Annotated in this window: 23 protein-coding genes; 14 read left to right on the plus strand and 9 right to left on the minus strand. The window is 45.5% G+C overall.

Translation table 11 applies throughout. The features are described 5' to 3' along the window. Nucleotides 1-47 precede the first annotated feature (47 nt). Together purK and purE are read right to left on the minus strand one after the other, a co-directional pair. On the minus strand, nt 48-1,124 hold the full coding sequence (gene purK / locus FFR00_RS16170) for a 5-(carboxyamino)imidazole ribonucleotide synthase (RefSeq protein WP_137674452.1): 1,077 nt from the start codon (nt 1,122-1,124) through the stop codon (nt 48-50). A gap of 14 nt (nt 1,125-1,138) precedes the next feature. After that, nucleotides 1,139-1,636, minus strand: coding sequence for a 5-(carboxyamino)imidazole ribonucleotide mutase (purE, locus tag FFR00_RS16175; protein ID WP_137674453.1), 498 nt, complete (start codon nt 1,634-1,636; stop codon nt 1,139-1,141). 308 nt (nt 1,637-1,944) lie between these two features. Between purE and FFR00_RS16180 the strand changes: the two genes are divergently transcribed. Then, nucleotides 1,945-2,739, plus strand: a complete 795-nt coding sequence (locus tag FFR00_RS16180) for a hypothetical protein (RefSeq protein WP_137674454.1) — start codon at nt 1,945-1,947, stop codon at nt 2,737-2,739. A gap of 4 nt (nt 2,740-2,743) precedes the next feature. Here the strand turns inward: FFR00_RS16180 and gppA are convergent, their stop codons facing one another. Continuing rightward, complete coding sequence (gene gppA, locus FFR00_RS16185; RefSeq protein ID WP_137674455.1) at nt 2,744-4,231, minus strand: guanosine-5'-triphosphate,3'-diphosphate diphosphatase; 1,488 nt, start codon at nt 4,229-4,231, stop codon at nt 2,744-2,746. A 21-nt stretch (nt 4,232-4,252) separates the two neighbouring features. Next, nucleotides 4,253-5,542 carry an ATP-dependent RNA helicase RhlB gene (gene rhlB / locus FFR00_RS16190; RefSeq protein ID WP_137674456.1) on the minus strand — a complete coding sequence of 430 codons (1,290 nt, stop codon included), beginning with the start codon at nt 5,540-5,542 and terminating at the stop codon, nt 4,253-4,255. 194 nt (nt 5,543-5,736) lie between these two features. Between rhlB and trxA the strand changes: the two genes are divergently transcribed. The 6 genes from trxA (at nt 5,737) to fre (ending at nt 10,943) form a co-directional block, all read left to right on the plus strand. After that, on the plus strand, nt 5,737-6,063 hold the full coding sequence (gene trxA, locus FFR00_RS16195) for a thioredoxin TrxA (RefSeq protein WP_137674457.1): 327 nt from the start codon (nt 5,737-5,739) through the stop codon (nt 6,061-6,063). A gap of 203 nt (nt 6,064-6,266) precedes the next feature. After that, the gene (gene rho / locus FFR00_RS16200) at nt 6,267-7,532 is read left to right on the plus strand and encodes a transcription termination factor Rho (protein WP_137674458.1); all 1,266 of its coding nucleotides are present in this window, start codon (nt 6,267-6,269) and stop codon (nt 7,530-7,532) included. Nucleotides 7,533-7,571: 39 nt separating this feature from the next. Continuing rightward, on the plus strand, nt 7,572-8,474 hold the full coding sequence (locus tag FFR00_RS16205; protein ID WP_137674459.1) for a hypothetical protein: 903 nt from the start codon (nt 7,572-7,574) through the stop codon (nt 8,472-8,474). A 30-nt stretch (nt 8,475-8,504) separates the two neighbouring features. After that, a complete protein-coding gene (ubiD, locus tag FFR00_RS16210; protein WP_137674460.1) occupies nt 8,505-9,971 on the plus strand; it encodes a 4-hydroxy-3-polyprenylbenzoate decarboxylase in 1,467 nt (488 codons plus the stop codon). Next, nucleotides 9,971-10,243, plus strand: a complete 273-nt coding sequence (locus FFR00_RS16215; protein WP_201798760.1) for a 2Fe-2S iron-sulfur cluster-binding protein — start codon at nt 9,971-9,973, stop codon at nt 10,241-10,243. Before ubiD ends, FFR00_RS16215 begins: the two co-directional genes overlap by 1 nt. A gap of 4 nt (nt 10,244-10,247) precedes the next feature. Continuing rightward, on the plus strand, nt 10,248-10,943 hold the full coding sequence (gene fre, locus FFR00_RS16220; protein WP_137674461.1) for an NAD(P)H-flavin reductase: 696 nt from the start codon (nt 10,248-10,250) through the stop codon (nt 10,941-10,943). 73 nt (nt 10,944-11,016) lie between these two features. Here fre and FFR00_RS16225 read toward each other — a convergent pair whose 3' ends face one another. Genes FFR00_RS16225 through hemC form a run of 4 tightly spaced genes read right to left on the minus strand, consistent with a single transcriptional unit; the run spans nt 11,017 to nt 15,059 of the window. Further along, the gene (locus FFR00_RS16225; RefSeq protein ID WP_137674462.1) at nt 11,017-12,186 is read right to left on the minus strand and encodes a heme biosynthesis HemY N-terminal domain-containing protein; all 1,170 of its coding nucleotides are present in this window, start codon (nt 12,184-12,186) and stop codon (nt 11,017-11,019) included. After that, entirely contained in the window at nt 12,186-13,361 is a 1,176-nt protein-coding gene (locus tag FFR00_RS16230; RefSeq protein ID WP_161985191.1) for a uroporphyrinogen-III C-methyltransferase, read from the minus strand. The genes FFR00_RS16225 and FFR00_RS16230 overlap by 1 nt, the downstream gene beginning before the upstream one ends. Further along, nucleotides 13,348-14,115, minus strand: a complete 768-nt coding sequence (locus FFR00_RS16235) for a uroporphyrinogen-III synthase (protein ID WP_161985192.1) — start codon at nt 14,113-14,115, stop codon at nt 13,348-13,350. Before FFR00_RS16235 ends, FFR00_RS16230 begins: the two co-directional genes overlap by 14 nt. Nucleotides 14,116-14,126: 11 nt before the next feature. Further along, nucleotides 14,127-15,059 (minus strand): hydroxymethylbilane synthase, encoded by a 933-nt coding sequence (gene hemC, locus FFR00_RS16240; protein ID WP_137674465.1) that lies wholly within the window; start codon nt 15,057-15,059, stop codon nt 14,127-14,129. A gap of 249 nt (nt 15,060-15,308) precedes the next feature. Here hemC and FFR00_RS16245 point away from each other — a divergent pair, with 249 nt between their 5' ends. Continuing rightward, nucleotides 15,309-17,783, plus strand: a complete 2,475-nt coding sequence (locus FFR00_RS16245; protein ID WP_137674466.1) for a class I adenylate cyclase — start codon at nt 15,309-15,311, stop codon at nt 17,781-17,783. 3 nt (nt 17,784-17,786) lie between these two features. Here the strand turns inward: FFR00_RS16245 and cyaY are convergent, their stop codons facing one another. After that, nucleotides 17,787-18,107: an iron donor protein CyaY gene (gene cyaY / locus FFR00_RS16250; RefSeq protein ID WP_174235967.1), complete on the minus strand. Its 321-nt coding sequence runs from the start codon at nt 18,105-18,107 to the stop codon at nt 17,787-17,789. A gap of 80 nt (nt 18,108-18,187) precedes the next feature. Here cyaY and FFR00_RS16255 point away from each other — a divergent pair, with 80 nt between their 5' ends. Genes FFR00_RS16255 through FFR00_RS16280 form a run of 6 tightly spaced genes read left to right on the plus strand, consistent with a single transcriptional unit; the run spans nt 18,188 to nt 22,757 of the window. Continuing rightward, the gene (locus tag FFR00_RS16255) at nt 18,188-18,316 is read left to right on the plus strand and encodes a lipoprotein (RefSeq protein WP_137674468.1); all 129 of its coding nucleotides are present in this window, start codon (nt 18,188-18,190) and stop codon (nt 18,314-18,316) included. Between the two features lie 28 nt (nt 18,317-18,344). After that, nucleotides 18,345-19,598, plus strand: a complete 1,254-nt coding sequence (gene lysA / locus FFR00_RS16260; RefSeq protein WP_137674469.1) for a diaminopimelate decarboxylase — start codon at nt 18,345-18,347, stop codon at nt 19,596-19,598. Nucleotides 19,599-19,602: 4 nt separating this feature from the next. Then, nucleotides 19,603-20,433 (plus strand): diaminopimelate epimerase, encoded by an 831-nt coding sequence (gene dapF / locus FFR00_RS16265; RefSeq protein ID WP_137674470.1) that lies wholly within the window; start codon nt 19,603-19,605, stop codon nt 20,431-20,433. Continuing rightward, nucleotides 20,430-21,134 (plus strand): DUF484 family protein, encoded by a 705-nt coding sequence (locus tag FFR00_RS16270; protein ID WP_137674471.1) that lies wholly within the window; start codon nt 20,430-20,432, stop codon nt 21,132-21,134. The genes dapF and FFR00_RS16270 overlap by 4 nt, the downstream gene beginning before the upstream one ends. 9 nt (nt 21,135-21,143) lie before the next feature. Next, nucleotides 21,144-22,037 (plus strand): tyrosine recombinase XerC, encoded by an 894-nt coding sequence (gene xerC, locus FFR00_RS16275; RefSeq protein WP_137674472.1) that lies wholly within the window; start codon nt 21,144-21,146, stop codon nt 22,035-22,037. A gap of 12 nt (nt 22,038-22,049) precedes the next feature. Beyond that, on the plus strand, nt 22,050-22,757 hold the full coding sequence (locus tag FFR00_RS16280) for an HAD-IA family hydrolase (protein WP_137674473.1): 708 nt from the start codon (nt 22,050-22,052) through the stop codon (nt 22,755-22,757). Nucleotides 22,758-22,771: the final 14 nt, after the last annotated feature.

A 22,771-nucleotide genomic window follows, 5' to 3' on the forward strand; every position in this document is an offset into this window, starting at 1 on the left:
AACAAAATAGGCAGCGGTGTAAAGCTAGCTACACCGCTGCTGTATTGCTAGTCTAGGTGCTTGATCAACCATTCAATGGCGTCGGCATAAACCGGTGTCATTAAAGGTTCTAGCTGCGCTAAGCTTGCAAGCAGCTGGCTTCTGTTGGCAATGCTAATGTTGATATGCCCTACTTTACGTCCTGGGCGTACGTCTTTGCCGTACCAAAACACTTCTATGCCAGGCACACTTAACCATTGCTTGTTAAAATCTACCCCAATAAGGTTAAGCATAACGCTTTGGGTTTTCACTAGTGGTTGTACTAAAGGTAAATCGGCCACTGCGCGAATATGTGCTTCAAATTGGCTTAAGCTTGAACCCGCTTGGGTCCAATGGCCACTATTGTGAACCCGTGGAGCAATTTCATTAATCAGCAGTTGATCGCCAACCTGGAAACACTCCATGGTCATTACACCCACATAATCGAGTCCATCCATTAGTTTACCAAGCATGGCTTCGGCTTGGCTCTGAAGCCGCGCTTTGCTGGCTACTGGAGAAACCGTGGCTAGCAGAATACCCTCGTGGTGCTGGTTAATGGCCAGTGGGTAAAACGCTGTGTCGCCGTTAGCGTGGCGCATTCCAATTAGTGATACTTCTTCATCAAAATTGATGGCTTGCTCAGCAATACAATGGTCGAGCCAGTCTTGAGGAATAGCACGTTGCTCTGCGTTACCTTGCTGTTTTAGCCAGTGCTGGCCTTTACCATCGTAACCACCAGAGCGCTGCTTTAACAACACTCGTTCGCCAAGCTCGGCAAATAAGTGCTCGGCACTGTGTTTTTGTTTAACATCTACCCAAGGCGCTGTGGCAAGGCCTAGGGAGTCGAGCAGTTTTTTCTGGCTTGCGCGGTCGGCCAATTGGGCTAAGGCTGGGCCATTTAGAAAGCGCGGGTGTTGAGTTAGTTGCTCAGTCGCCGATGTTACCGGCCAGTGCTCGCGCTCAACGGTGATAATGTCGTTGTCGGCGATAGCAAAAGTGCCTGTCTCATCGGTTTCAATTGGGCAAACTTCTATGTTGAGCGGCTGGGCAGCATGCTTCAACATGGCACCAAGTTGGCCAGCGCCTAAGATCCAAATTTTGTTCATTGTACTCACCTAACTTACTCGGCTACTCGTGGATCTGGGTGGGCTAACACGGTTTCAGTTTGCGTGGTGCGAAAATGTTCAATGCGCTCGGCTAACTCTGCATTGGTCGTCGCTAAAATTTGAGCGGCAAACAAACCTGCGTTGTAAGCACCTGCGGTGCCAATAGCCAAGGTACCAACTGCTACACCTTTAGGCATTTGGGCAATTGATAACAAGCTGTCCATGCCATTTAAAGCTTTGCTTTGAACGGGAACACCTAGCACTGGTAAGCGCGTTTTTGAGGCGACCATACCGGGTAAATGTGCTGCGCCGCCTGCGCCGCCAATAATAACCTTAATGCCGCGGTCAGCTGCGTTAGCTGAAAATTCCATAAGCTTGTCGGGAGTACGGTGAGCGCTAACCACTTCAACCTCAAATTCAACGCCTAATTGTTCTAGAACTTGGGCGGCGTTTTCCATTGTTGGCCAATCACTTTTTGAACCCATGATGATGGCAACTTGCGGTTGTGGCATTGTATTCTCCTCGACTTAAATAGCACAGTGGTAACACGTTTTTATGGCAGCCAGCGAAATGTTGACTGCTCGCGGGCGCAGTTTGCCAGCCTAGTCCGCTAAGGTCAATATTAGCGCAGTGCTAGCGAATAAAAGCATACTTTAACTAGGTTGATTGCTGTCGAACTGAACTAAATCACTAAACCTTTGAGGTATTAATTATTTTTTGTTCACTCGCTGAGCAAGAAGTAGTGATTTTGAGCTACTGTTAGATTAGTGCTTAATGCCAGTGTTAGTGATTAAGCCATCGGCCTCTAGGGAGAGACGCTATGTGGAAATTTTTGGCAGGTTTATGTTTGGTCTCTGCTCAGGCATACGCTGCTACTGTTGAATTACGCCTACCTGCATATTCAGACGATTCACACATTTATTACCATGAGTTACTTGAGCAAGCGCTTATTGAAGCGGGTCATACACCGGTGATTGATGTGCCTTCATCTAATTTGCCGCAAAAGCGCGCAGAGTCAATGTTGCGTAATGGCCAACTAAGCCTTGTCTGGTTGTTGGCGTCTGAAGAGCGTAATCAAGATCCAAGCCTGGTTGCTATTAATATGGGCTTAACCAACGGTTTAATTGGCCACCGCTTGTTATTGGTTCCTCGTTCTGAGGTTGATGCTTATCGTTTTGTACGAAGTTTAGAGGAATTTAGAGATCTTAATAAAACCGGTGGTTTTGGTAAAAACTGGTTTGATGTAAAGGTATGGCAAGCTAACCAACTAAAAACTGTGGAAGTAGACGGAGAGTGGCGCCGTTTATACAAAATGGTGGCAAATCATAAACGAGGAATTGATTACTTCTCTAGGGGATTTACCGAGATTGTTAACGACTCTCTGCAGCACCCTTACTTAGCCATAGAGCCCTATTTAGTTTTGCAGTATCAACGTGATTTTCAGTTCTACGTGAGTAGCTCAGAGCCAGAGCTTGCGCCAATCATCGAAGAAGCCTTAAAAAAAGCAGAAGACAGCGGATTGTTAGATAAGCTCATTGAGGAGTATTGGCGAGAAGACTTCGATTTACTTAACTATCGCAAACGGGTAGTGATTGAATTAACCACCCCAAAATAGGCGTTTAACAAAGCGCCTCGATAATCGCTAGCGGAAAGCCTGCTTGGCTTTGTACTTTCGCTTCATGTTCCAACTCGGCCGCCCGCAATGGATGCTGTTCGTTCCATGTTGGCGGGAAGCATAGTTGCCAGTCATTTTCAGCCTGCAGCACAGTAATTTTAGGCACGCTACCTTGAGTGCGGCGCATGCATACGATAATGGCAATGCGCAATAGGCGCGCGAGCACTAAGGCTTCGGGCTTTTTCAAAGCATGTTGCTGGGCGAGCAATTCAGCTTGCCAATCTCCTCGCTGATTTAGCAACAAACTAGAGACAAAGTGTTTTTGAGCGCTGGTAAAGCCGGGTAGGTCAGAGTGATCAATAATATAGGCAGCGTGTTGCGGCGCTTTTTTGAATTCAATGTTCAAACCTACTTCGTGAAACATTGATGCCCACTTCAACAAACTTAAGGCGCGATTGCTTAAACCGGGGCTAATTTGCTGGGCCATGCCTAGCGCACATTGAGCAACTCGCTCTGCATGTTGCTTATCAATGCGATGGCGTTTTACAAAGCTCTCGGCGGTACGTGCCCTTACGCTGCTGGTTTCTTTCTGGCTTAATAAGCCGTACACCAAACCCTCGCGTAATGCTCCGCCAGCGAGAATTAAGCCTTCAATTTGTAAACTTTCGAATAGCGCAATAATGATTGCTAAACCCGAAGCAAATACCGGTTTACGTTCTTCGGCTAAGCCCTGAATATCAAGTTTATCTAAGTTGCCGCAAGCGACAACTTGCTGCTGTATGGTTTTCAGCTTTGAGTAGGTGATTCGCTCGTCTAAACCTTGGGCAGTTATAATCTCTAGTAGGGCTTGAATAGTGCCCGATGCCCCTAAGCTAGACTGCCAACCTAGGCGGCGGTAGTCACTGAGTACCGGATCAATGACTTGTTTGGCTGCATCGATCGCTACTTCAAAGTTTGCATCGTTTAGTCCTGTCTGGAAAAAACGCTTTAGCCAGGTTACACAACCCATATCTAAGCTGTTCAGCAATAAGGTTTCGCTTTGCTCACCCACAACTAACTCGGTGCTGGCTCCACCAATATCAATCACTAAACGCTTACCGCTGCCGCTACTAGTATGGGCTACACCACGATAGATAATTTTAGCTTCGGTTTCGCCGCTAATGATGTGAATTTTATGATTGAGGATTTTTTCGGCTTGGACTAGAAAAGCATCGGCATTAGTGGCGCGGCGTAAGGTTGCGGTGGCCACTATTTTTATTTGTGCTTCCGGAATATCTTGTAGTTGCTCAGCAAACAGGCTTAAACATTGCCAACCTCTTACCATGGCAGCATGGTCGAGTTTGTCGTCGGCATCTAAACCTGCTGCTAAACGCACTTTACGTTTCACTTTAGCAATGGTTTGCACGCTACCACTCAACTCCCGCACGATTAACATGTGGAAGCTGTTGGAACCTAAATCAATGGCTGCATAAAGGGGTGAAACTTTAGACACTGTATTCCTTGTGCTTAGTGTTTAATGGCGGTGGCGACGCTGATTAGAATGACCACTGTTACCGCGACTATTGCTACGGTTACCACTACGGCTATTGGTGTTTTTAGCGCGATGAATACGTTGTGCTTTTGGCAAATCACGCATCAATGCTTCGCTATCGTATTGGCTAACAGGCACCGGATGTTTAATGTACTCTTCAATCGCGGGCAAGTTAAATACATATTCTTCACAGGCTAGGCTAATGGCGTGACCGCTAGCACCAGCACGACCAGTACGGCCAATACGGTGAACATAGTCTTCTGCATCGTCAGGTAGATCGTAGTTAAATACGTGAGTTACCGAAGGAATATGTAAACCACGAGCCGCAACATCGGTGGCCACTAGTACGTCTATCTTACCATCAGTAAATTGTTCTAAAATTTGCACACGTTTGCGCTGCGGTATATCACCGGTTAATAAACCAACGCGGTGTTTGTCGGCACTTAAATGCCCCCAAATATCTTCACAACGGTGTTTGGTATTGGCGAAAATAATCGCGCGCTCTGGCCATTCTTCTTCAATAAGCGTTTGCAACAGCGCCATTTTGTCATCGTTAGAGGGGTAAAATAGCTCTTCTTGAATGCGCGCTCCAGTCATTTGTTCCGGTTCAACAATCACGTGCTCCGGCTCGTTCATGTGTTCGAACGCAAGCTCTTTCACTTTGAAAGATAAGGTGGCAGAGAACAGCATGTTTAAGCGAAGTTTAGGTTCTGGCATGCGGCGCATTAAATAGCGAATATCTTTAATAAAGCCTAAATCGAACATGCGATCGGCTTCATCAAGCACTAAAGCTTGTACACTATTAAGGCTAAACGCACCTTGTTTGAAGTAATCAATCATTCTACCGGTAGTACCGATCAGAATATCTACGCCTTCATCTAACGTGGCACGTTGGCTAGCATAACCTTCGCCACCATAAACTAAACCCAGTTTTAAATCTGTTGCTTTCGCTAGTAGGCGGGCATCATTATGAATTTGAATCGCCAGCTCGCGAGTCGGAGCAAGTATTAATGCTCGAGGTTGATTTTGTTGGCGCGTTTCAGGAGCTGCTGTAATTAGCAGGTGATTAAACGTGGCAACTAAAAAAGCTAAGGTTTTCCCCGTACCGGTTTGAGCTTGGCCTGCAATATCTTTACCTTTGGTTAAAATAGGTAGGCTTTGGGCTTGGATCGGGGTGCAATTGTGATAGCCGTGCTGCTCTAAGGCTTCTAATACCTTATCTTGCAGTCCTAACTCGGCAAATCGTAGTTCAGTTAAATGTGTTTTGCTCATTGCGTAAGCATATCACAGCTAAGTGGCACTACCAGCACGCATTCTTTGTTAAATGCGCGCGTAAGTCACTTATGTTAATTGGTAGTAGCTTAGATTCCCTTGGAATGAGCTTGGGCTTGCATTCATTGGTCGGATGTTTTCAAATAGTCAGGTAAATTATCTATATAGATAGCATAGAATATTTGGAGTAATAAATGAGCGACAAGTTAGTTCAGCTAAGCGACGACAGTTTCGACGCAGACGTACTTAATTCAAGCACACCAGTACTAGTTGATTTCTGGGCTGAATGGTGTGGACCGTGCAAAATGATCGCACCTATCCTAGATGAAGTGGCTAACGAATATGACGGTAAAGTTGTCGTTGGTAAACTAAACATCGACCAAAACGCAGGCACACCACCTAAGTTTGGTATTCGCGGTATTCCTACTTTGTTGTTATTTAAAGACGGCAAGGTAGCCGCAACTAAGGTTGGCGCCTTATCAAAAGCACAGTTAACTGCGTTTTTGGACGAGAACCTATAGTAACATTGTGAGCAGGTCGACATTCGTTGCCTGCTTTTGCTGGATCTTTCTCCACATTAGTGCTAATTTTATTTTCGAATTTTTCCTACGCCCGTTATTAAAGGCTATCCCTTGGCCGACTAAACAGTCGAGTAAGCATCTCCACTTTACCTAACTCACGCTGCTGTCAGCCTACTTTCGATAAAAATTGAATACTCACCATTATGAATTTAACTGAGCTAAAAAATACCCCGGTCCATGATCTGATTACGCTAGGCGAATCAATGGGCTTAGAAAATCTGGCCCGATTACGTAAGCAAGATATTATCTTCTCGATCTTAAAGGCTCACGCGAAAAGCGGCGAAGCCATTTTTGGTCATGGTGTGCTGGAAATCTTACAAGATGGCTTCGGCTTTTTGCGTAGCGCTGACAGCTCTTACTTAGCGGGCCCCGACGATATTTACGTTTCCCCAAGTCAAATACGTCGTTTCAACCTGCGTACCGGAGACACGGTAGAAGGTAAGATTCGTCCGCCAAAAGAAGGTGAACGTTATTTTGCCTTACTGAAAATCGGCATTGTTAACCACGACAAACCAGAAAACTCGCGCAATAAAATCTTATTTGAAAACTTAACGCCGCTACACGCTAACGACCGTTTGCGTATGGAGCGTGGTAATGGTTCTACGGAAGATATCACTGCCCGTGTATTGGATTTAGCTTCTCCTATTGGTAGAGGCCAGCGTGGTTTGATTGTTGCTCCGCCTAAAGCGGGTAAAACCATGTTGCTGCAAAACATTGCACAAAACGTGGCATTTAATCACCCTGAGTGTGAATTGATTGTATTGCTAATCGATGAGCGCCCAGAAGAAGTGACCGAGATGCAACGTTTGGTTCGCGGTGAAGTTATTGCTTCTACCTTTGATGAGCCAGCGAGTCGCCACGTTCAAGTAGCCGAAATGGTTATTGAAAAAGCTAAGCGTCTAGTTGAGCACAAAAAAGATGTGATCATCTTGCTTGATTCAATCACTCGATTAGCGCGTGCTTATAACACCGTTATTCCTTCTTCAGGCAAGGTACTAACCGGTGGTGTAGACGCGAACGCATTGCACCGTCCGAAGCGATTCTTTGGTGCGGCTCGAAATGTTGAAGAAGGTGGCAGTTTAACTATTATTGCTACTGCTCTTGTAGATACTGGTTCTAAAATGGACGAAGTGATTTACGAAGAGTTTAAAGGTACCGGTAACATGGAGCTGCACTTAAGCCGTAAAATTGCAGAAAAACGTGTTTACCCTGCCATCGACATTAACCGTTCAGGTACTCGTCGTGAAGAGTTGCTTACCAGTGCCGAAGAACTACAGAAAATGTGGATCTTACGCAAGATTGTTCACCCAATGGACGAAACTGGCGCAATGGAATTCTTAATTGATAAATTGGCAATGACCAAAACCAATGACGAATTCTTTAATGCGATGAAAGCACAGAAGAAATAAACAAAAAACTGGCCGTTAATTCGGCCAGTGTCATTTTGGATGATGAAACGTTTACTGCTAGTTCTAGGGCTATTTTTTCAATTATCTGTTCATGCTGAGCAGCAAGGTCCTAATCCTCTTTCCCAACCGCTTTACCAAGATGTTCCATTGATGATCCTGCAACGCAGTGTTGATACGCTAATGCAGAATCAACCCGCTTGGATTATTGATTTACTGCCCTACTTACGCCCCGAAGACCGCGAAGCACTGTTGTTTGAAAGTTTGCTATATCTACACCAAAACAACCATATTCCCGATCAAACCCTAAAAAACTGGTTATTAGAGTTAGCTTCTGAGCGCCCTAAAATTAGACAAGCAGCGGTGATTGATGGTTACGAGGTGATTAGGCCCACGTTTGATTACCCAGCTTTAGCACGCAGCCTTATTTTAAATAAAACCTCAGCCGAACGTTCGCAAACTTATCTTAGTGAGTTGCTGCGAGATGATTTTTCATGGTCGCTCATTTTCCGTAAAAATAATCCCTTACTATTAGCTCAACAGTTAGATCTAATACGGGCATTTTCGCAACTTAATGTTGAGCAGCTGCAATACGTTAAACAGCATATGCCAAACCGTTTGTATTTTCCCGATAACAACGTCAGGGTGTCTTTGGCGGTGGGTATTGGAAGCGATGAGGCGATTGCTGAAGTCTTAAGTTTACCCATGGATCAGTACAGCGTGTCTTTGTTAGAGTGGTTGGTTCAACAATTACCGCCAGAGCGCGCATTTAGCTTGTTGCAAGGCGCAGCAAACAATCCCGAATTATTGTATTTTTCTTATAGCGCTATCGCCCGTTTAGGGCGGCATTATCCGCCAGCGGCACAGTTTATATTGGCGCAGTTTCGAGAGTCAGAACATCAAGAGTTGGCTGCCATGGTAATGATTGAGATGCAGTCTCAATAGTCATTAGGGTTCTATCATTAGGTTATTGGAATGAAATATAAAGACTTAAGAGATTTTATTGATTTGCTAGAGCAGCGTGGTGAGCTTAAGCGAATTAGCCTTGAAGTCTCTACCGAGTTAGAGATGACAGAAATATGTGACCGCACCCTTAAAGCAGGCGGCCCAGCGCTGCTGTTTGAAAATGTGAAAGGCCATAGCATGCCGGTGTTAGGAAACCTATTTGGTACGCCAGAGCGGGTTGCACTAGGGATGGGGCAAGAATCAGTTGCAGCGCTACGCGAAGTCGGCACTTGGCTGTCTTACTTAAAAGAGCCCGAGCCACCCAAAGGTTTGAAAGAACTGTGGGAAAAGCTGCCTATCTTTAAGCAAGTTCTCAATATGCCCACCAAAAAACTGCGTTCTGCGCCTTGCCAAGAAATTGTTTGGACCGGTGGCGAGGTTGATTTAGATAAGTTGCCGATTCAACACTGTTGGCCAGGCGATGTGGCGCCTTTGGTGACTTGGGGTTTAACCATTACTCGTGGCCCTTATAAAAAACGCCAAAACTTAGGGATTTATCGCCAACAGAAGTTAGCTAAAAATAAACTCATTATGCGCTGGTTATCACATCGTGGCGGGGCCATCGATTTTCGCGAGTTTCAAGAGTTGAACTCGGGTAAACCGTACCCGGTTTCAGTGGCCTTAGGGGCTGATCCTGCCACTATATTAGGCGCGGTAACACCAGTGCCTGATACCTTATCAGAATATGCTTTTGCAGGTCTGTTACGTGGCGGCAGAACCGAAACAGTGCAATGTATTAGCAATGATTTAGAAGTTCCGGCTAGTGCCGAGATTGTACTCGAAGGCTATTTAGAGCCTAATGAAACAGCGCCAGAAGGCCCTTATGGTGACCACACCGGTTATTACAACGAAGTGGATGAGTTTCCGGTATTTACCATTACTCACATTACCATGCGAAAAGACCCTATTTACCACAGTACTTATACCGGTCGTCCGCCAGATGAGCCCGCTGTGCTTGGGGTAGCGTTAAACGAAGTGTTTGTGCCTATTTTGCAAAAGCAGTTTCCAGAGATTGTTGATTTTTACTTGCCGCCAGAAGGTTGCTCATACCGGATGGCCGTTGTCACCATTAAAAAGCAATATCCAGGGCATGCCAAACGGGTGATGTTAGGTGTATGGTCTTTCCTTAGACAGTTTATGTATACCAAGTTTGTGATTGTTTGTGATGATGATATCAACGCGCGCTCTTGGCAGGATGTAATATGGGCTATCACCACTCGTATGGACCCATCGCGCGATACTACATTGATCGACCATACACCCATTGATTACCTAGATTTTGCCTCTCCTGTATCAGGCTTGGGCTCAAAAATGGGAATGGATGCGACTAATAAATGGCCGGGTGAAACTAACCGTGAATGGGGCGAAGTAATTGAAATGGCGCCAGAAGTGAAACAGCGAGTAGATAGTATTTGGGCGCAATTGGGCATAGACTAGTGGCCAATTGTTATCGGGTTAGTATTGCAGGTAAAGTTTTTACTGTAGAGCCGCAACAAACTATTTTACAAGCGGCTTTGTCTCACGGTATTAGCTGGCCTTATCGTTGTCAGCAGGGCGGATGTTGCAGTTGCTTAGCACGACGTACTTCAGGCGAAATTGATTACCAAGGAATGGCGCCAATGTTAAGTGAAAGAGAACAAGCCGAAGGATGGTTTGTTGCTTGCTTAGCCAGTGCAAAATCAGATTTGAGTGTAAGTTTAGAAGGGTGAAAGTATGAAGCGCATTAGTTGTAAGGTTGCATCGGTCTCGCCGATTTTAGATGACATTTTTAATGTTGAGTTACAGCCACAAGAAAGCGAAAGCTTTGTGGCGGGTCAATACTTGCAAATTGTTATGGCGGAAGACGATAAACGTCCGTTCTCGCTTGCTAGTTCACCTGAGCAAGGTGATGTTTTTGAGCTGCATATTGGTGCGCCAGAGGGCAACCCTTATGCTCGTCAAGTTATTGATAAGCTACAAGCTAGTGGCGAAATTGAAGTTGAAATGCCATTTGGTCATGCTGGTTTTGATGAAGAGAGTCAGCGTCCGATTTTGATTATGGTGGGTGGAACGGGCTTCTCTTACGCCAAATCCATCATTGAACATATTATCGATTCAGAGCAAGATCGAGAGATCTACTTGTACTGGGGCGGCCGTAACTTAGGCGGGCTGTATTTGCACGAGTTAGCTTATCAGTGGGAAGAGCTAGACCAAGTTAAGTTTGTGCCGGTACTTGAGCAGGCTATGCCACAGTGGACCGGTAAAAAAGGTTTAGTGCACGAAGCGGTGTTAGAAGATTTTGCTGATATGAGTGGCTTGGAAGTCTATATTGCTGGTCGTTTTGAAATGGCTGATGTAGCGCGTACAGCCTTTACCAAGCAAGGTCTACCACTTGCTCAGCTGCATGGCGATGCTTACGAATTTATTTAAGCAAGGCTGCGTTAATTGACATAAAAATGGCGAGCTGAGCTCGCCATTTTTGATCTTAATTTAGCACTAAGGATTAGTTGCTTAGAGCTTGGCGATAGTAGTGAATCGCCTGCTCTGGCTCGTCTAACTGTCTGTGTACTTCCGCTAAGCCTTGGTAACACTGGCTGTTTGGTGCTAGCTTTATGCTTTGTTCAAAGCGCTCTTTAGCTTCGCTCCATTGTTGTTGCTGGCTGTGTAATTGACCAATCAAACACTGCAAGTCGGCATTATTCGGGTGTTTGCGGATTAAGCCCGTTAACTGCTGCAACAGTGGGTGAGGATCGCTTAATTTCAACTCAGCTGCCACTTCAAGTAATTCAATATCAGCATGTCGATTTAACAAATCCCCCAGCAGTTGGTAAGCGGCTGCATTGTCTCCCGAGGTAATCAAGGCGCGGCAAGCGGCGGCGGCAATCGTCATTTGTTTCTTTTGCTTACGCGGCATGCCATTCCAGTGAGTCGCTACCGCATCAGAGCCTTGGCTATTGGCCAACTCTAAGAATAAACTCTTATAAGCTTCAGATAACTCACTTTGGTAGTGCTGGTTATCGATTAACCCCGCCTTGTTTGCTAACGGTAACAAATCGATATAACGCTGCCATAAACCCAGGGCGGGGAATATGCTCATTTGCATGCGCTTGATTGCTGCTTGTTTCAAATTGTCGTGCGGTAGCTGCTCAATACTGGATAGCGCAGCACTGTAATTTTGCTGTTTAAGTTGTAAGCGTGCTTGAGTAATTAACACCGCAGAATCGTTATTGGTAAGTCGAGTAGCTTGCTCTAAATACTTATCACGCTTTTTATCTTGCCCTTGTTCTTGGGCCGCTTCTGCAGCCGTTAAGTAGTTTAGCGCTGGCGCATCACTATACGTAGCGGCTTTACTTACCAGCTTTTCAGCGTGCTGATAATCACCGCGCATCATCGCTAGCATGCCTTGCTGCGTATGATTAATCGCTTTTTGCTTACGGCGATGTCCCCACCATGCTCCACTGCGTGAAAAGCTTAGCCATAACCAGCGGGCTAGCCATAAACTCAGCAGCAATACACAAAAGCAAATAAAGCTTAGGAATAACGCGCTGGTGACCGACATTTCTATGGTGTAGTTATCAAAGGCAATCAGTACGTAGCCTTTGTTACCCGCTAGCTGTGGGCCAAGGGCTAGGCCTATGGCTATACAGACTAGAAGAATCAGAATTTTAAACATTACTCGGCTCCTTCAAGTGAAGGTATTAACCGTTGTTGGCGTTCTTTAATCGCTTGTTCGGCAGCGCCTAAGCTACTTAATTGTTCGGGTAGCTTATCTACAATATCTAATTGTTGGAGCTGTTTTAAATCTTCAACCATCGCTTGGGCTTGGGTATTTTGAATAAAGAACTCACTCACCCATTGCTCGGCTCGTTGCAACTTGGCTTTAAACAGTTCGCCCTGTGAGCGGAATAGAGCTTGTTCGGCTTGCTGTAGTTGTAGCTTAAGGTTCTCTTTTAAATACCAAGCATGTTGAGGCTCAATTAAGGCTTCAACTTGGCCATCACGGCGGCGTACTGTGATAAAGTTTTCGCTAAATTTGCGCCAGCTTTTGCTTAGGTTGTCTTGCCAGTCTGCACTATCTGCACTTAAGTCATTGTCTTGTTGCTCTACCACCTCGGGTAATTCAATCTCGGCCAACTGTAGGCTTTCAGCTTGTTGCAAAATGCTTTCTAGTCTAAACGCGATACCTTCTTTGTCGACTAAAGGCACCCCTTTTAGTAATTGCACATCATTGTTTATTGCTCGGCGTAACGGCAGTAAATGTGGGTCGTCTGCATTATTAATACTGTTATCGGCTTCTAGCAACAAAGCGATGGCGGTGGCGGGATCTTGTTCTAGCCACAGTTTATTGGCTGCTAATTGCAGTAGGTAGCTGGCTTCGTTTAGTCGCCAGTGGTTGGCGTCTTTAATATTCAATAGCGCCAATTGACGCTCGATGGTTTTGCGATTCTGTTCGGTAAGTTCTAACTGGGCTTTTAAGGCCGCCATGGCCTGATTTTGGCCACTCACTTGTTGTTCAATGTTAGTGAGTTGGTTTTTGTTGTTGGTTTGCGCACTCAGTAAGTTTTGTTCTTTGGCTTGCAGGCTAGTTTTCAAGAGTTGTAGTTGAGTATCAGCATGCTCTCTAAATTGGTGGCCATGCCAGTACAAACCAATGGCGATACTGACACTGAGAATAATCGCCACAATGGCTAAAATCTTTGCCGTTTTATCGGTTTTAGCGGCTGGTTGTTTATTTTGGACAGGGGCACTGGCAGCTGGCTCGTTGGCAGTGGTTGTTTCTGTAGCACTCTTAGAATCGCTAGGATTGGTAGCCTTTGTTTGACTATCTGATTGTTTATTTTTGGTCATTTTCATTCCTTGCAGATGACTGTATTCGCGCCAAAGCGTCGATACAAGCCTTATCTGATGCGCCGTCGCACAACACTATGTGCATAAAACCCAAACTTTTAGCATACTCAAGCAAACGCTCACTCGGCACCAACAATGTGGTCTGTTTAAGCCAAGTCAACTGCTGTGACTTACTCATAAGGGTAGTTAGGTGTTTCAATATTTCACCACTAGTAGCCACAATAGTGTTGATCTGTGACCGCCATTGTTCAAGTTGTTGCCAAGAATAATTGAGCAAATGGCGTTGATAACAGGTGAGATAATTAACGGTAATTTGCTGCCTTTGCAGCTGTTCAGCGAGCCACTCTCGGCCGTGTTGGCCACGCAAAATATGCGCATGTTGAATGCCATTCAGTTGAGATTCGATGAGCTGCAGCATGCCTTCGCTATCTTGGCGGTTGGGGACTAAGGCGTTTACCCCATATTGTTGCCAGCATTCAGCTGTCGCTTTACCTACTGCTAAATACTGGCAATGGCTTGGCCAAATACGGCCTTGCTGTTGGAGGTGGTGCTGGCATGATTCTACAGCGTATTGGCTCACCGCAATAATAAGCGTGGAAGGCGTAGCGTGTTCTAATCGCGGTATCAGTGAAGTGAGTTCATCGCTTGGTTTAATTTCAAGCATTGGCGCAGCACTCACGCTAAAGCCTTTCGCCTCTAGCGCTGTTACACAACGTTGATTATGCGGCTGAGGCCGCGTAACAAGTATCTGCACCAATAATCCTCTTACTGCTGTTGATAAACCGCCTGTAAAATAGGCGCAGCGCCGGCATCCAATAATTGCTCAGCCAAGTTCAAGCCTAGCTGTTCAGCATCACTACTGGCACCGCGAATTTGCTTTTCTATTACTTTAGAGCCATCAACTGCCCCGACTAAGCCACGTACAAACAGTTGCTCTCCTTCTAGTTCGGCGTAACAGCCAATAGGAACTTGGCATCCACCTTCTAGGCGACGGTTCATGGCGCGCTCTGCTGCTACTCGTGCTGCGGTCGCGTTATGGTTTAAAGGTTTAAGCAATTCCAGTAAGGTTTGATCGTTGCTTCTACATTCAATTCCCACTGCACCTTGGCCGCCTGCAGGTAGTATTTGCTCGGGTGCTATAAAAGTACGAATGCGTTCAGCCATTTCTAAACGCAGCAAGCCTGCACTGGCGAGAATAATGGCATCGAATTCGCCAGCATCTAATTTGGCCAGGCGAGTATTCACGTTACCACGTAAATCTTTAATGGTTATGTCTGGGCGCTGGGCTTTTAGTTGGCATTGGCGACGTAGGCTTGAGGTTCCCACTACTGCGCCTTGTGGCAAGGCATCAATATTTGAGTATCGATTACTTACAAAGGCATCGCGAGGATCTTCGCGTTCACAAATGCAGTGCAAACCTAAACCTTCGGGGAATTCCATCGGTACATCTTTCATCGAATGTACCGCAATATCGGCAAGATCTTCTAACATTGCCACTTCGAGTTCTTTAATGAATAGCCCTTTGCCGCCAATTTTTGCTAACGGCGTGTCGAGGATTTTGTCACCGCGGGTACTCATGGGAAGCAGTTCTACGATGAGATCTGGATGATGGCGTTCTAATTCGGCCTTTACAAAATGGGCTTGCCACATAGCTAATGGACTCTTGCGAGTCGCAATTCTCACTTTCTTCACAGACACTTACCTCTTTATTTGGTCATCGGATAGTATCACCAGTTAGTTTTTTGCCCAAGTAGGCATTACCAGCCAGCTATTAAGTAAAACTTTGTTTTAGCTTAGGTCTTAGTGTTTCTAGTTTGTATAAAATATACGCACTAAAAGTGTGCGTATCTGTTTACCACTATTATACTAACTGTTAAGATGATCACACTTTAGTGATATCTAAATTACATTCAATAATAACGCTTAGAGCGCCAGGTAGCCCAAACTTTGCAAGATACTATTGCCTCTCTACTGGAGAAGGCTACTCGAACTAATCAACACCGTAAGCAGCTGGCATTACAAACCATGCCTGCCGCTGTGCAGCAGGTTTTTGAACTGCTGCCATCGATGTTGCATTATTCGCACCCTTGCATACCTGGATTTATTGAAGGTGACGTACCCAGCGGTGTATGCCAGTTTGAGCCTAGTGCTCGTCATGCTATCTATTTGCAACAACACTTTTTGTGTAGCCCTGAGCAGCCTAAACAATGCGAGATTTTGGGCCTTTACTCTATGGGCAGCACGGCCACGGTAGGACAAACCGAATCTTCTGATTTAGATATTTGGGTATGTCACGATACCGAGCTCGCCTGCGAGCGAGTGGCCTTACTTACCGAAAAATGTGAGCAAATTAGCTCTTGGGCTGCCCACCAAGGGGTAGAGCTGAATTTCTTCATGGTAGAAGAAAATCAGTTTAAAACGGGCTCAATTAGCGAGTTATCTAAAGATAATTGCGGCAGTGCCCAACATTTATTATTGCTCGACGAGTTTTACCGTACCGCCTTGCCGCTTGCGGGTAAGCAGTTGGTATGGTTTGCAGTGCCTAGTGAGTTAGAGCAAAGCTACGATAGCTTTGTACAACAGCAGTTTGAGTTAGGCGTATTTAACCATGAGCAATGGTTAGATTTAGGTGGCTTAGACACCATTCCTGCTGAAGAGTATTTTGGCTCGGGTTTGTGGCAGTTGTACAAGGGTATTGATTCCCCGTACAAAGCGGTGCTTAAAACCATGTTAATGGAAGCCTACTCGGCCGATTATCCAAAACCGAGTTTACTGGCGGTAGAAGCCAAGCGCTTAATGCAACAGGGCCAAGAGTTTGGCTTAGAGCAAGATGCCTATTACTTAATGCTGAGCAAAGTGACCCAGTATCTTGAGTCGATAGAAGATCACGCGCGACTCGATTTGGTGCGTCGCTGCTTTTATCTAAAAAATTGCGAATGTAGCCCTCTGCCGAGTGACTTGTTAGATGTTCGCTCGCTGACTTGGCAACAGCGTTTTATGGCGAAGCTTGTAAAACAGTGGAAATGGCCTCAACAAAAAATTGAGCACCTTAATTTACGTAGAGCCTGGAAGGTACAAGACGTACGCCAAGCGCACAGTGAATTACTCGACGCCTTAATGTTGAGCTATCGAAACTTGATTCGTTTTGCGCGTCGTAACGATATTAGTGAATCCATCAACCCGGAAGACATTGGTATATTGTCGCGTAAGTTATATGCGGCATTTGAAAGCTTGCCGGGCAAAGTCACGCTGATTAACCCGCAGATATCACCTGATTTATCTGAACCAAACTTAAGCTTTATTCATGTAGAAAAAGGCCGTAGCACAGCTGAAGGCTGGTATATCTACAAGCAGCCATTAACGGGTTTAGCCATTGTTGGTCAACCGCCCTTAGAACATGCTACTTATGTGTCTAAATTGGTGGCGTGGAGCTATTTCAATCAGCTTAAAACCGACCAAACTCAACTGAGTTTGCATCGACATAATGGCGACTTACATCTCGAAACCTTAAACCAATTTGCCGAAGATTTACGCCGTGCCTTTCCGGTGAACGTAGATGCCGCCAGTAACTTAGCTCTCACTCGCCCCTGCGAAATTCGTCACTTGGGTGTCTTTATCAATTTAGAGAAAGATCCTACCTCCAACTGGGGCGGTAAGGTGATTGAGTTTGATGCTATCTCTACCGATGTATTTAGCTTTGGCCGCGACTCAGATTGTTTAGTTGGCTCGGTAGATTTAGTGTATCGCAATACTTGGAATGAAATTCGGACTCTGCATTTTTCCGGTGATAGCGCCGTGGTAGATGCATTGACTACTATTTTGGGCAAAATGCACCGTGACGCTAATATCCCTGAGCATATCGATGTATTTTGTTATGCCGAAAACCTACGCGAACAAATTGGCGCTAACTTTAAGCAGTTGTTGGTAGAGAGTATAAAAAGCCGCTTACAACCTTTAGATAAACGCATTGTTAAAACCATTGTATTGGGCAGCGACAAATACGGTTTGTTTATTGAAGACCGCGGTGTATCGGTTAAGAAACTGGAGAACGGCGTAGAGTTTTACCGCCAGCTTTCTAATAATAAGTTACAGCGCTTGCCCTTGCAGTTAAATGCCGGCAATACTAAAAAAGTGCCTAATGTTGTAGAAGCGCATGCCAGTGAAGGCTTAGTGCAGTATTTCTTCGAGAATCTAGAAAATGGTTTTAACATCTATATCGTAGATGAGCACAACCGCATTGAAATGTATCAAGACTTTGAAGGCAGTAAAGAAGAGTTGGTGCAGGGCATTAATCGCTTCTACACCTCTTCACGTGAGCAATATGGTACTCGCCATGAAGTAATAAACTTTAACTTGCCACAGTTCTACGACATTGTTGCTATCGAAGGCCAATGGCAAGTTGAGTCTTACCGCAGTAGCTAGCGCTTAATCAAAGCTTAACTGTTCGCCACTTTGCTTGGTGATTGATTCCACCAAAAACGACCAAAATTCCACGCCACTTCTATTACATATCCACTGCTGTTCAGTTTCATGCCATTCGAAATGGAAACCACCAAACTTAGTGGCTAACCAAAGCTGATGCAAAGGCTCTTGTTTGTTTATCACCATTTTACTGCGGTTTTCGAACTCTAAATTAAGTACCCCGCCGTTAACATCACACTCAATATCGAAGTCGTCACTGTCCATGGTTTGTTCGATACGTTCAAAGGCTTGGTCTACCATTTGGTGATATTGGCTATCATTCATCACAATCATCCTATCCTATTGCTTTTCTTGCTTCGAATGCGGATTATAGAGGGCATTCAAAAAAGAATCATGGCTTAATCATGAACAAACAAGCAATCGCCGTTATTTTGCTTAGCATCGGGCTTAGTGCCTGCGGTCAAAAAGGACCGCTTACTCACCCGCAAGCCGCGCCAGAGAGCGCCCCCGAGCAAGTAACTCCAAGCGAGTAAGCAACGCAACACAATAAAGGACAGATCATTGGATTTTTTTAGTTATCAAAACGAGCAGTTAAACGCTGAACAATGCTCGGTAGCTGATTTAGCACATACCCACGGTACGCCTCTGTACGTATATTCTCGTGCCACCATCGAACGTCATTGGAAAGCCTTTGACAATGCCGCTGGTGAGCGTCCACATTTGATCTGTTATGCCGTTAAAGCCAACTCCAATTTGGCTGTGTTAAACGTGATGGCGCTTATGGGCTCGGGCTTTGATATTGTCTCGGGTGGTGAACTCGCACGGGTGATAGAAGCAGGCGGTGATCCGGCTAAAGTGGTGTTTTCTGGCGTAGCAAAAACCGAAGCCGAAATAGCCGATGCGCTTAATCACGGTATTTACTGTTTTAATGTTGAGTCTGAGCCTGAGCTCGATCGCATTAGCAGTGTTGCTCAACGCTTAGGTAAAGTAGCGCCCATTTCTCTGCGCATTAACCCTGATATTGACGCGGGTACGCATCCTTATATCTCTACTGGCCTTAAAGAAAACAAATTTGGGATCGCGATTGAGCGCGCTCCACAAGCTTATGCTTATGCCACTAGCCTTAAAGGCTTGAATGTAGTGGGCTTAGATTGCCATATCGGCTCACAACTTACCGAGATAGCGCCTTTTGTAGAGGCGATTGATAAGTTACTGGCTTTAATCGATCAACTTGCCGAACAAGGCATTGTTATCGAGCACCTCGATGTGGGTGGCGGCTTGGGTGTGAACTACGATGATGAAACACCGCCAGAACCTGCCGAATACGCGAGTGCATTAGCTGAGCGATTAGGCGAACGTAAACTGAAATTATTGTTCGAACCGGGCCGCGCGATTATGGCTAATGCTGGCATTTTGGTATCAAAAGTCGAGTTTTTGAAAATGTCGGAAAGTAAAAATTTCGCCATTGTTGATGCCGCAATGAACGATTTATTACGTCCAGCCTTATACAGCGCGTGGCAGCGTATTGTGCCAGTGATAAAGCGACCAGAGTTAAGCAGCGCCAATTATGATGTTGTAGGCCCTGTGTGTGAAACCGGTGACTTTTTAGGTAAAGACCGCGAGTTGGCGATTGAGCAAGGCGATTATATTGCGGTACGTTCAGCAGGAGCATATGGCTTTACTATGAGCTCTAACTATAACTCTCGCTGCCGAGCGGCTGAGATAATGGTAGATGGCGAAAAAGCTCACTTGGTACGCAAACGTGAACCTTTAGTGTCTCTTTGGGCCGGCGAAACGCTGCTGCCTGAAGGATAAGCCAATGTTAGTAAACTTTACTAAAATGCACGGCTTGGGGAACGACTTTGTGGTTATCGACAATGTCACCCAAAATGTGTTTTTTAACCAAGAAGTGATTAGTCGCTTGGCTGATCGCAACTTTGGTATTGGCTTCGATCAATTTTTGGTAGTGGAGCCGCCCTACGACCCTGATCTAGATTTTCATTACCGTATTTTTAATGCCGATGGCAGTGAAGTAGAACAATGCGGTAATGGCGCACGTTGCTTTGCCCGCTTTGTAGTGAACAAAGGGCTAACCAATAAACGCAATATTGGGGTAAGCACCAAGTCTGGCAACATCGTTTTGCACGTAGAGAATGACGGACAAGTGACCGTTAACATGGGCGTGCCGGAGTTTGAACCGAGTAAAGTCCCGTTTCGTGCTAAAAAGGCCGAAAAAACCTATATTCTTCGTAATGATGAACAAACGGTATTTGCGGGTGTAGTGTCTATGGGCAACCCGCATTGCGTACTTGAAGTTGATGATGTTAGCCAAGCGCCATTAGAAACCTTAGGTAAAAGCTTAGAGAAACATGATCGCTTCCCGCAAAAAGTTAACGTGGGTTTTAGCCAAATAATCGATGATAAAAATATTAAGCTGCGGGTATTTGAACGCGGTGTAGGCGAAACCCTTGCTTGTGGCACGGGTGCATGTGCCGCTATGGTGGTGGGTCGCCAACAAGGCAAGCTTGCCGAGACAGTGAATGTAGATTTGCCCGGTGGGCGTTTACAAATTCAATGGGCTGGCGAAGGTAAACCGGTGAAAATGACCGGCCCAGCTACAATGGTTTTTGATGGTCAGGTGCATATATGAGTGAGTTCGATCTTTCGCAACCGCTGTTAATAGATGAAAGCTTGGTGGTCGAGTTCTTGCTCGACAACCCCGATTTTTTTGCCCGCCATCCCAGTTTAATTAAACAGCTACGTTTACCGCACAAAGAAAAAGGTGCGGTATCGTTAGTTGAACTACAAGTACAACGCTTGCGCGATAAAGTACTCAGTTTAGAACAAGAAATTACTGATCTTATGACCGTCGCTAGTCTCAATGAGCGCATTTATCACGTCTACGTTGATCTGCTACCTGACTTAATGGCCTGTGATTCTTTTGCCGAATTACAACACCGTTTAAGTCGCGCTTTAGTGGATGACTTAGGTGTCGAGTGTGTATCAATGCGCTTAAGCCAAAAGTTGTTCAATCTTGAAGAATTGCCAGAAGAATACGGTTTAGAGCATGAGCAAATCGAGCGAATCAGAGTCACTCGTCTTAGCCAGCAACCGCATTATTTTGGCCGTATGTCTAAGGGTGAGTTAGCGGTATTATTTGATAATACTGACGACATTGCTTCGGTAGCATTGATGCCTCTGGGTATTAACGCTGAACTCGGCTTTTTTATTGCCGCTAGTCGTGACGCCGACCACTATGTGGCTGGTATGGACAGCTTACTGCTAACCCAGTTATGCCAAGTGATTAACAGTTTGCTATTGCGCCTTGTTCCGTTAAACGCTGAGCAATAAAGGCTTCCCATGCAGGATGATATAGAGCTGTTTCTCCATTATTTAGAGGTGGAGCGACGTTATAGCCCTGCCACTATTAGCTCCTACCAACGTAGCTTATTACAACAGCTTAAACATCTTAATGGTTTAGGTTGCCAGGCTTGGCAGCAAGTAGAAACCGCGCATATCAGAAGTGTTTTACTCAAACTTAAAACCAGCGGTTTGTCGGCCCGTTCTATGGCGAATAAGCTCTCAGCCTTACGGAGTTTCTTTAATTATTTACTGCAGCAACAAAAGGTAAGTCTTAACCCCGTTGCTGGTGTCGCTGCGCCGAAACAAAGCAAACCCTTACCTAAGAACCTAGATGTAGACTCGCTTAATCAATTGTTATCGATGGAAGGTGACGACTTGGTAAGCAGCCGCGATTTGGCGATGATGGAGCTGCTCTATGCCAGTGGCATTCGATTGGCCGAGTTGGTGGACTTAAATGTTACAGACATCAATTTTGAACAGCAGCAAATTATTGTTACCGGTAAAGGTAACAAGCAGCGCTGGGTGCCTTTTGGCGGTAAGGCCGCAATAGCTTTAAAACATTGGCTTAAGCAGCGTCGTTTATTGGTAATGGATGAAGAAGAACCCGCCTTGTTTGTGAGTGTTCGCCAACAGCGTATTAGCCACCGTACTGTGCAGAAGCGCTTGCAACATTGGGCACAACAAATGCAACTTACGGCAACCCTTCATCCGCACAAATTACGCCACTCTTTTGCTACTCACTTGCTTGAAAGCAGTGGTGACTTACGTGTCGTGCAAGAGTTGCTAGGCCATGCAAACTTGTCTACCACTCAAGTGTATACTCATCTTGATTTTGCTCACCTAGCCACCACCTATGACGCGGCGCACCCGCGAGCAAAACGTAAATCTTAAGCGAGCTAAAGCATGATTTTTTACCGAAGTTGGTCACCTGTTCAGGCGCTATCTTTTGATTTAGACGATACCTTATACGACAACTGGCCTTATATTCATCGCGCCGAGCAGTGGTTAATTAATCATTTAAAAACTGAGGTGCATGCGGTTGCACATTTAACCACTAGCCAATGGCAAAGTTACAAACGCCGTATCATTAAAAAGCACCCTGAACTAAAGGGTGACGTTAGCGCTTGTCGGGTAGCTTGGCTAAGTTTAGCGTTTGTAGAACATGGTATGCCGAGTACTGAAGCGCAAAGCTTAGCAGAGCAAATTTTCCAGCAATTTTTAGCGGTGCGTAGTGACTTCACTGTTCCTGAGTCAAGCTTGGCATTGCTGCGAAAACTCAAAACGCGTTATCGTTTAGTGGCCATTACCAACGGTAACGTAGATATTGATAAGATTGGTTTGGCTGGGGTGTTTGAATTAGAACTCAAAGCCGGCGGGGCGTTTAAGGCTAAACCTGCCGCCGATATGTATTTATATGCCAGCCAGGTATTAGGGTTGGCGCCGCACCAGATAGCCCATGTGGGTGACCATTGTGTGACTGATGTGGCTGGCGCCGCTAAAGCGGGCTACCGTTCTATCTGGCTCAATCAACACAGCCAAAAAGCACGAAAACTGCAAGCCTTGCCCGATATCGAAATCAGCCAGCTGGCACAACTGCAACACCTGTTATAATATACAGTTGTTTT

The sequence above is a fragment of the Agarivorans sp. Toyoura001 genome, from assembly GCF_005405585.1.
Classification (GTDB): Bacteria; Pseudomonadota; Gammaproteobacteria; order Enterobacterales; family Celerinatantimonadaceae; genus Agarivorans.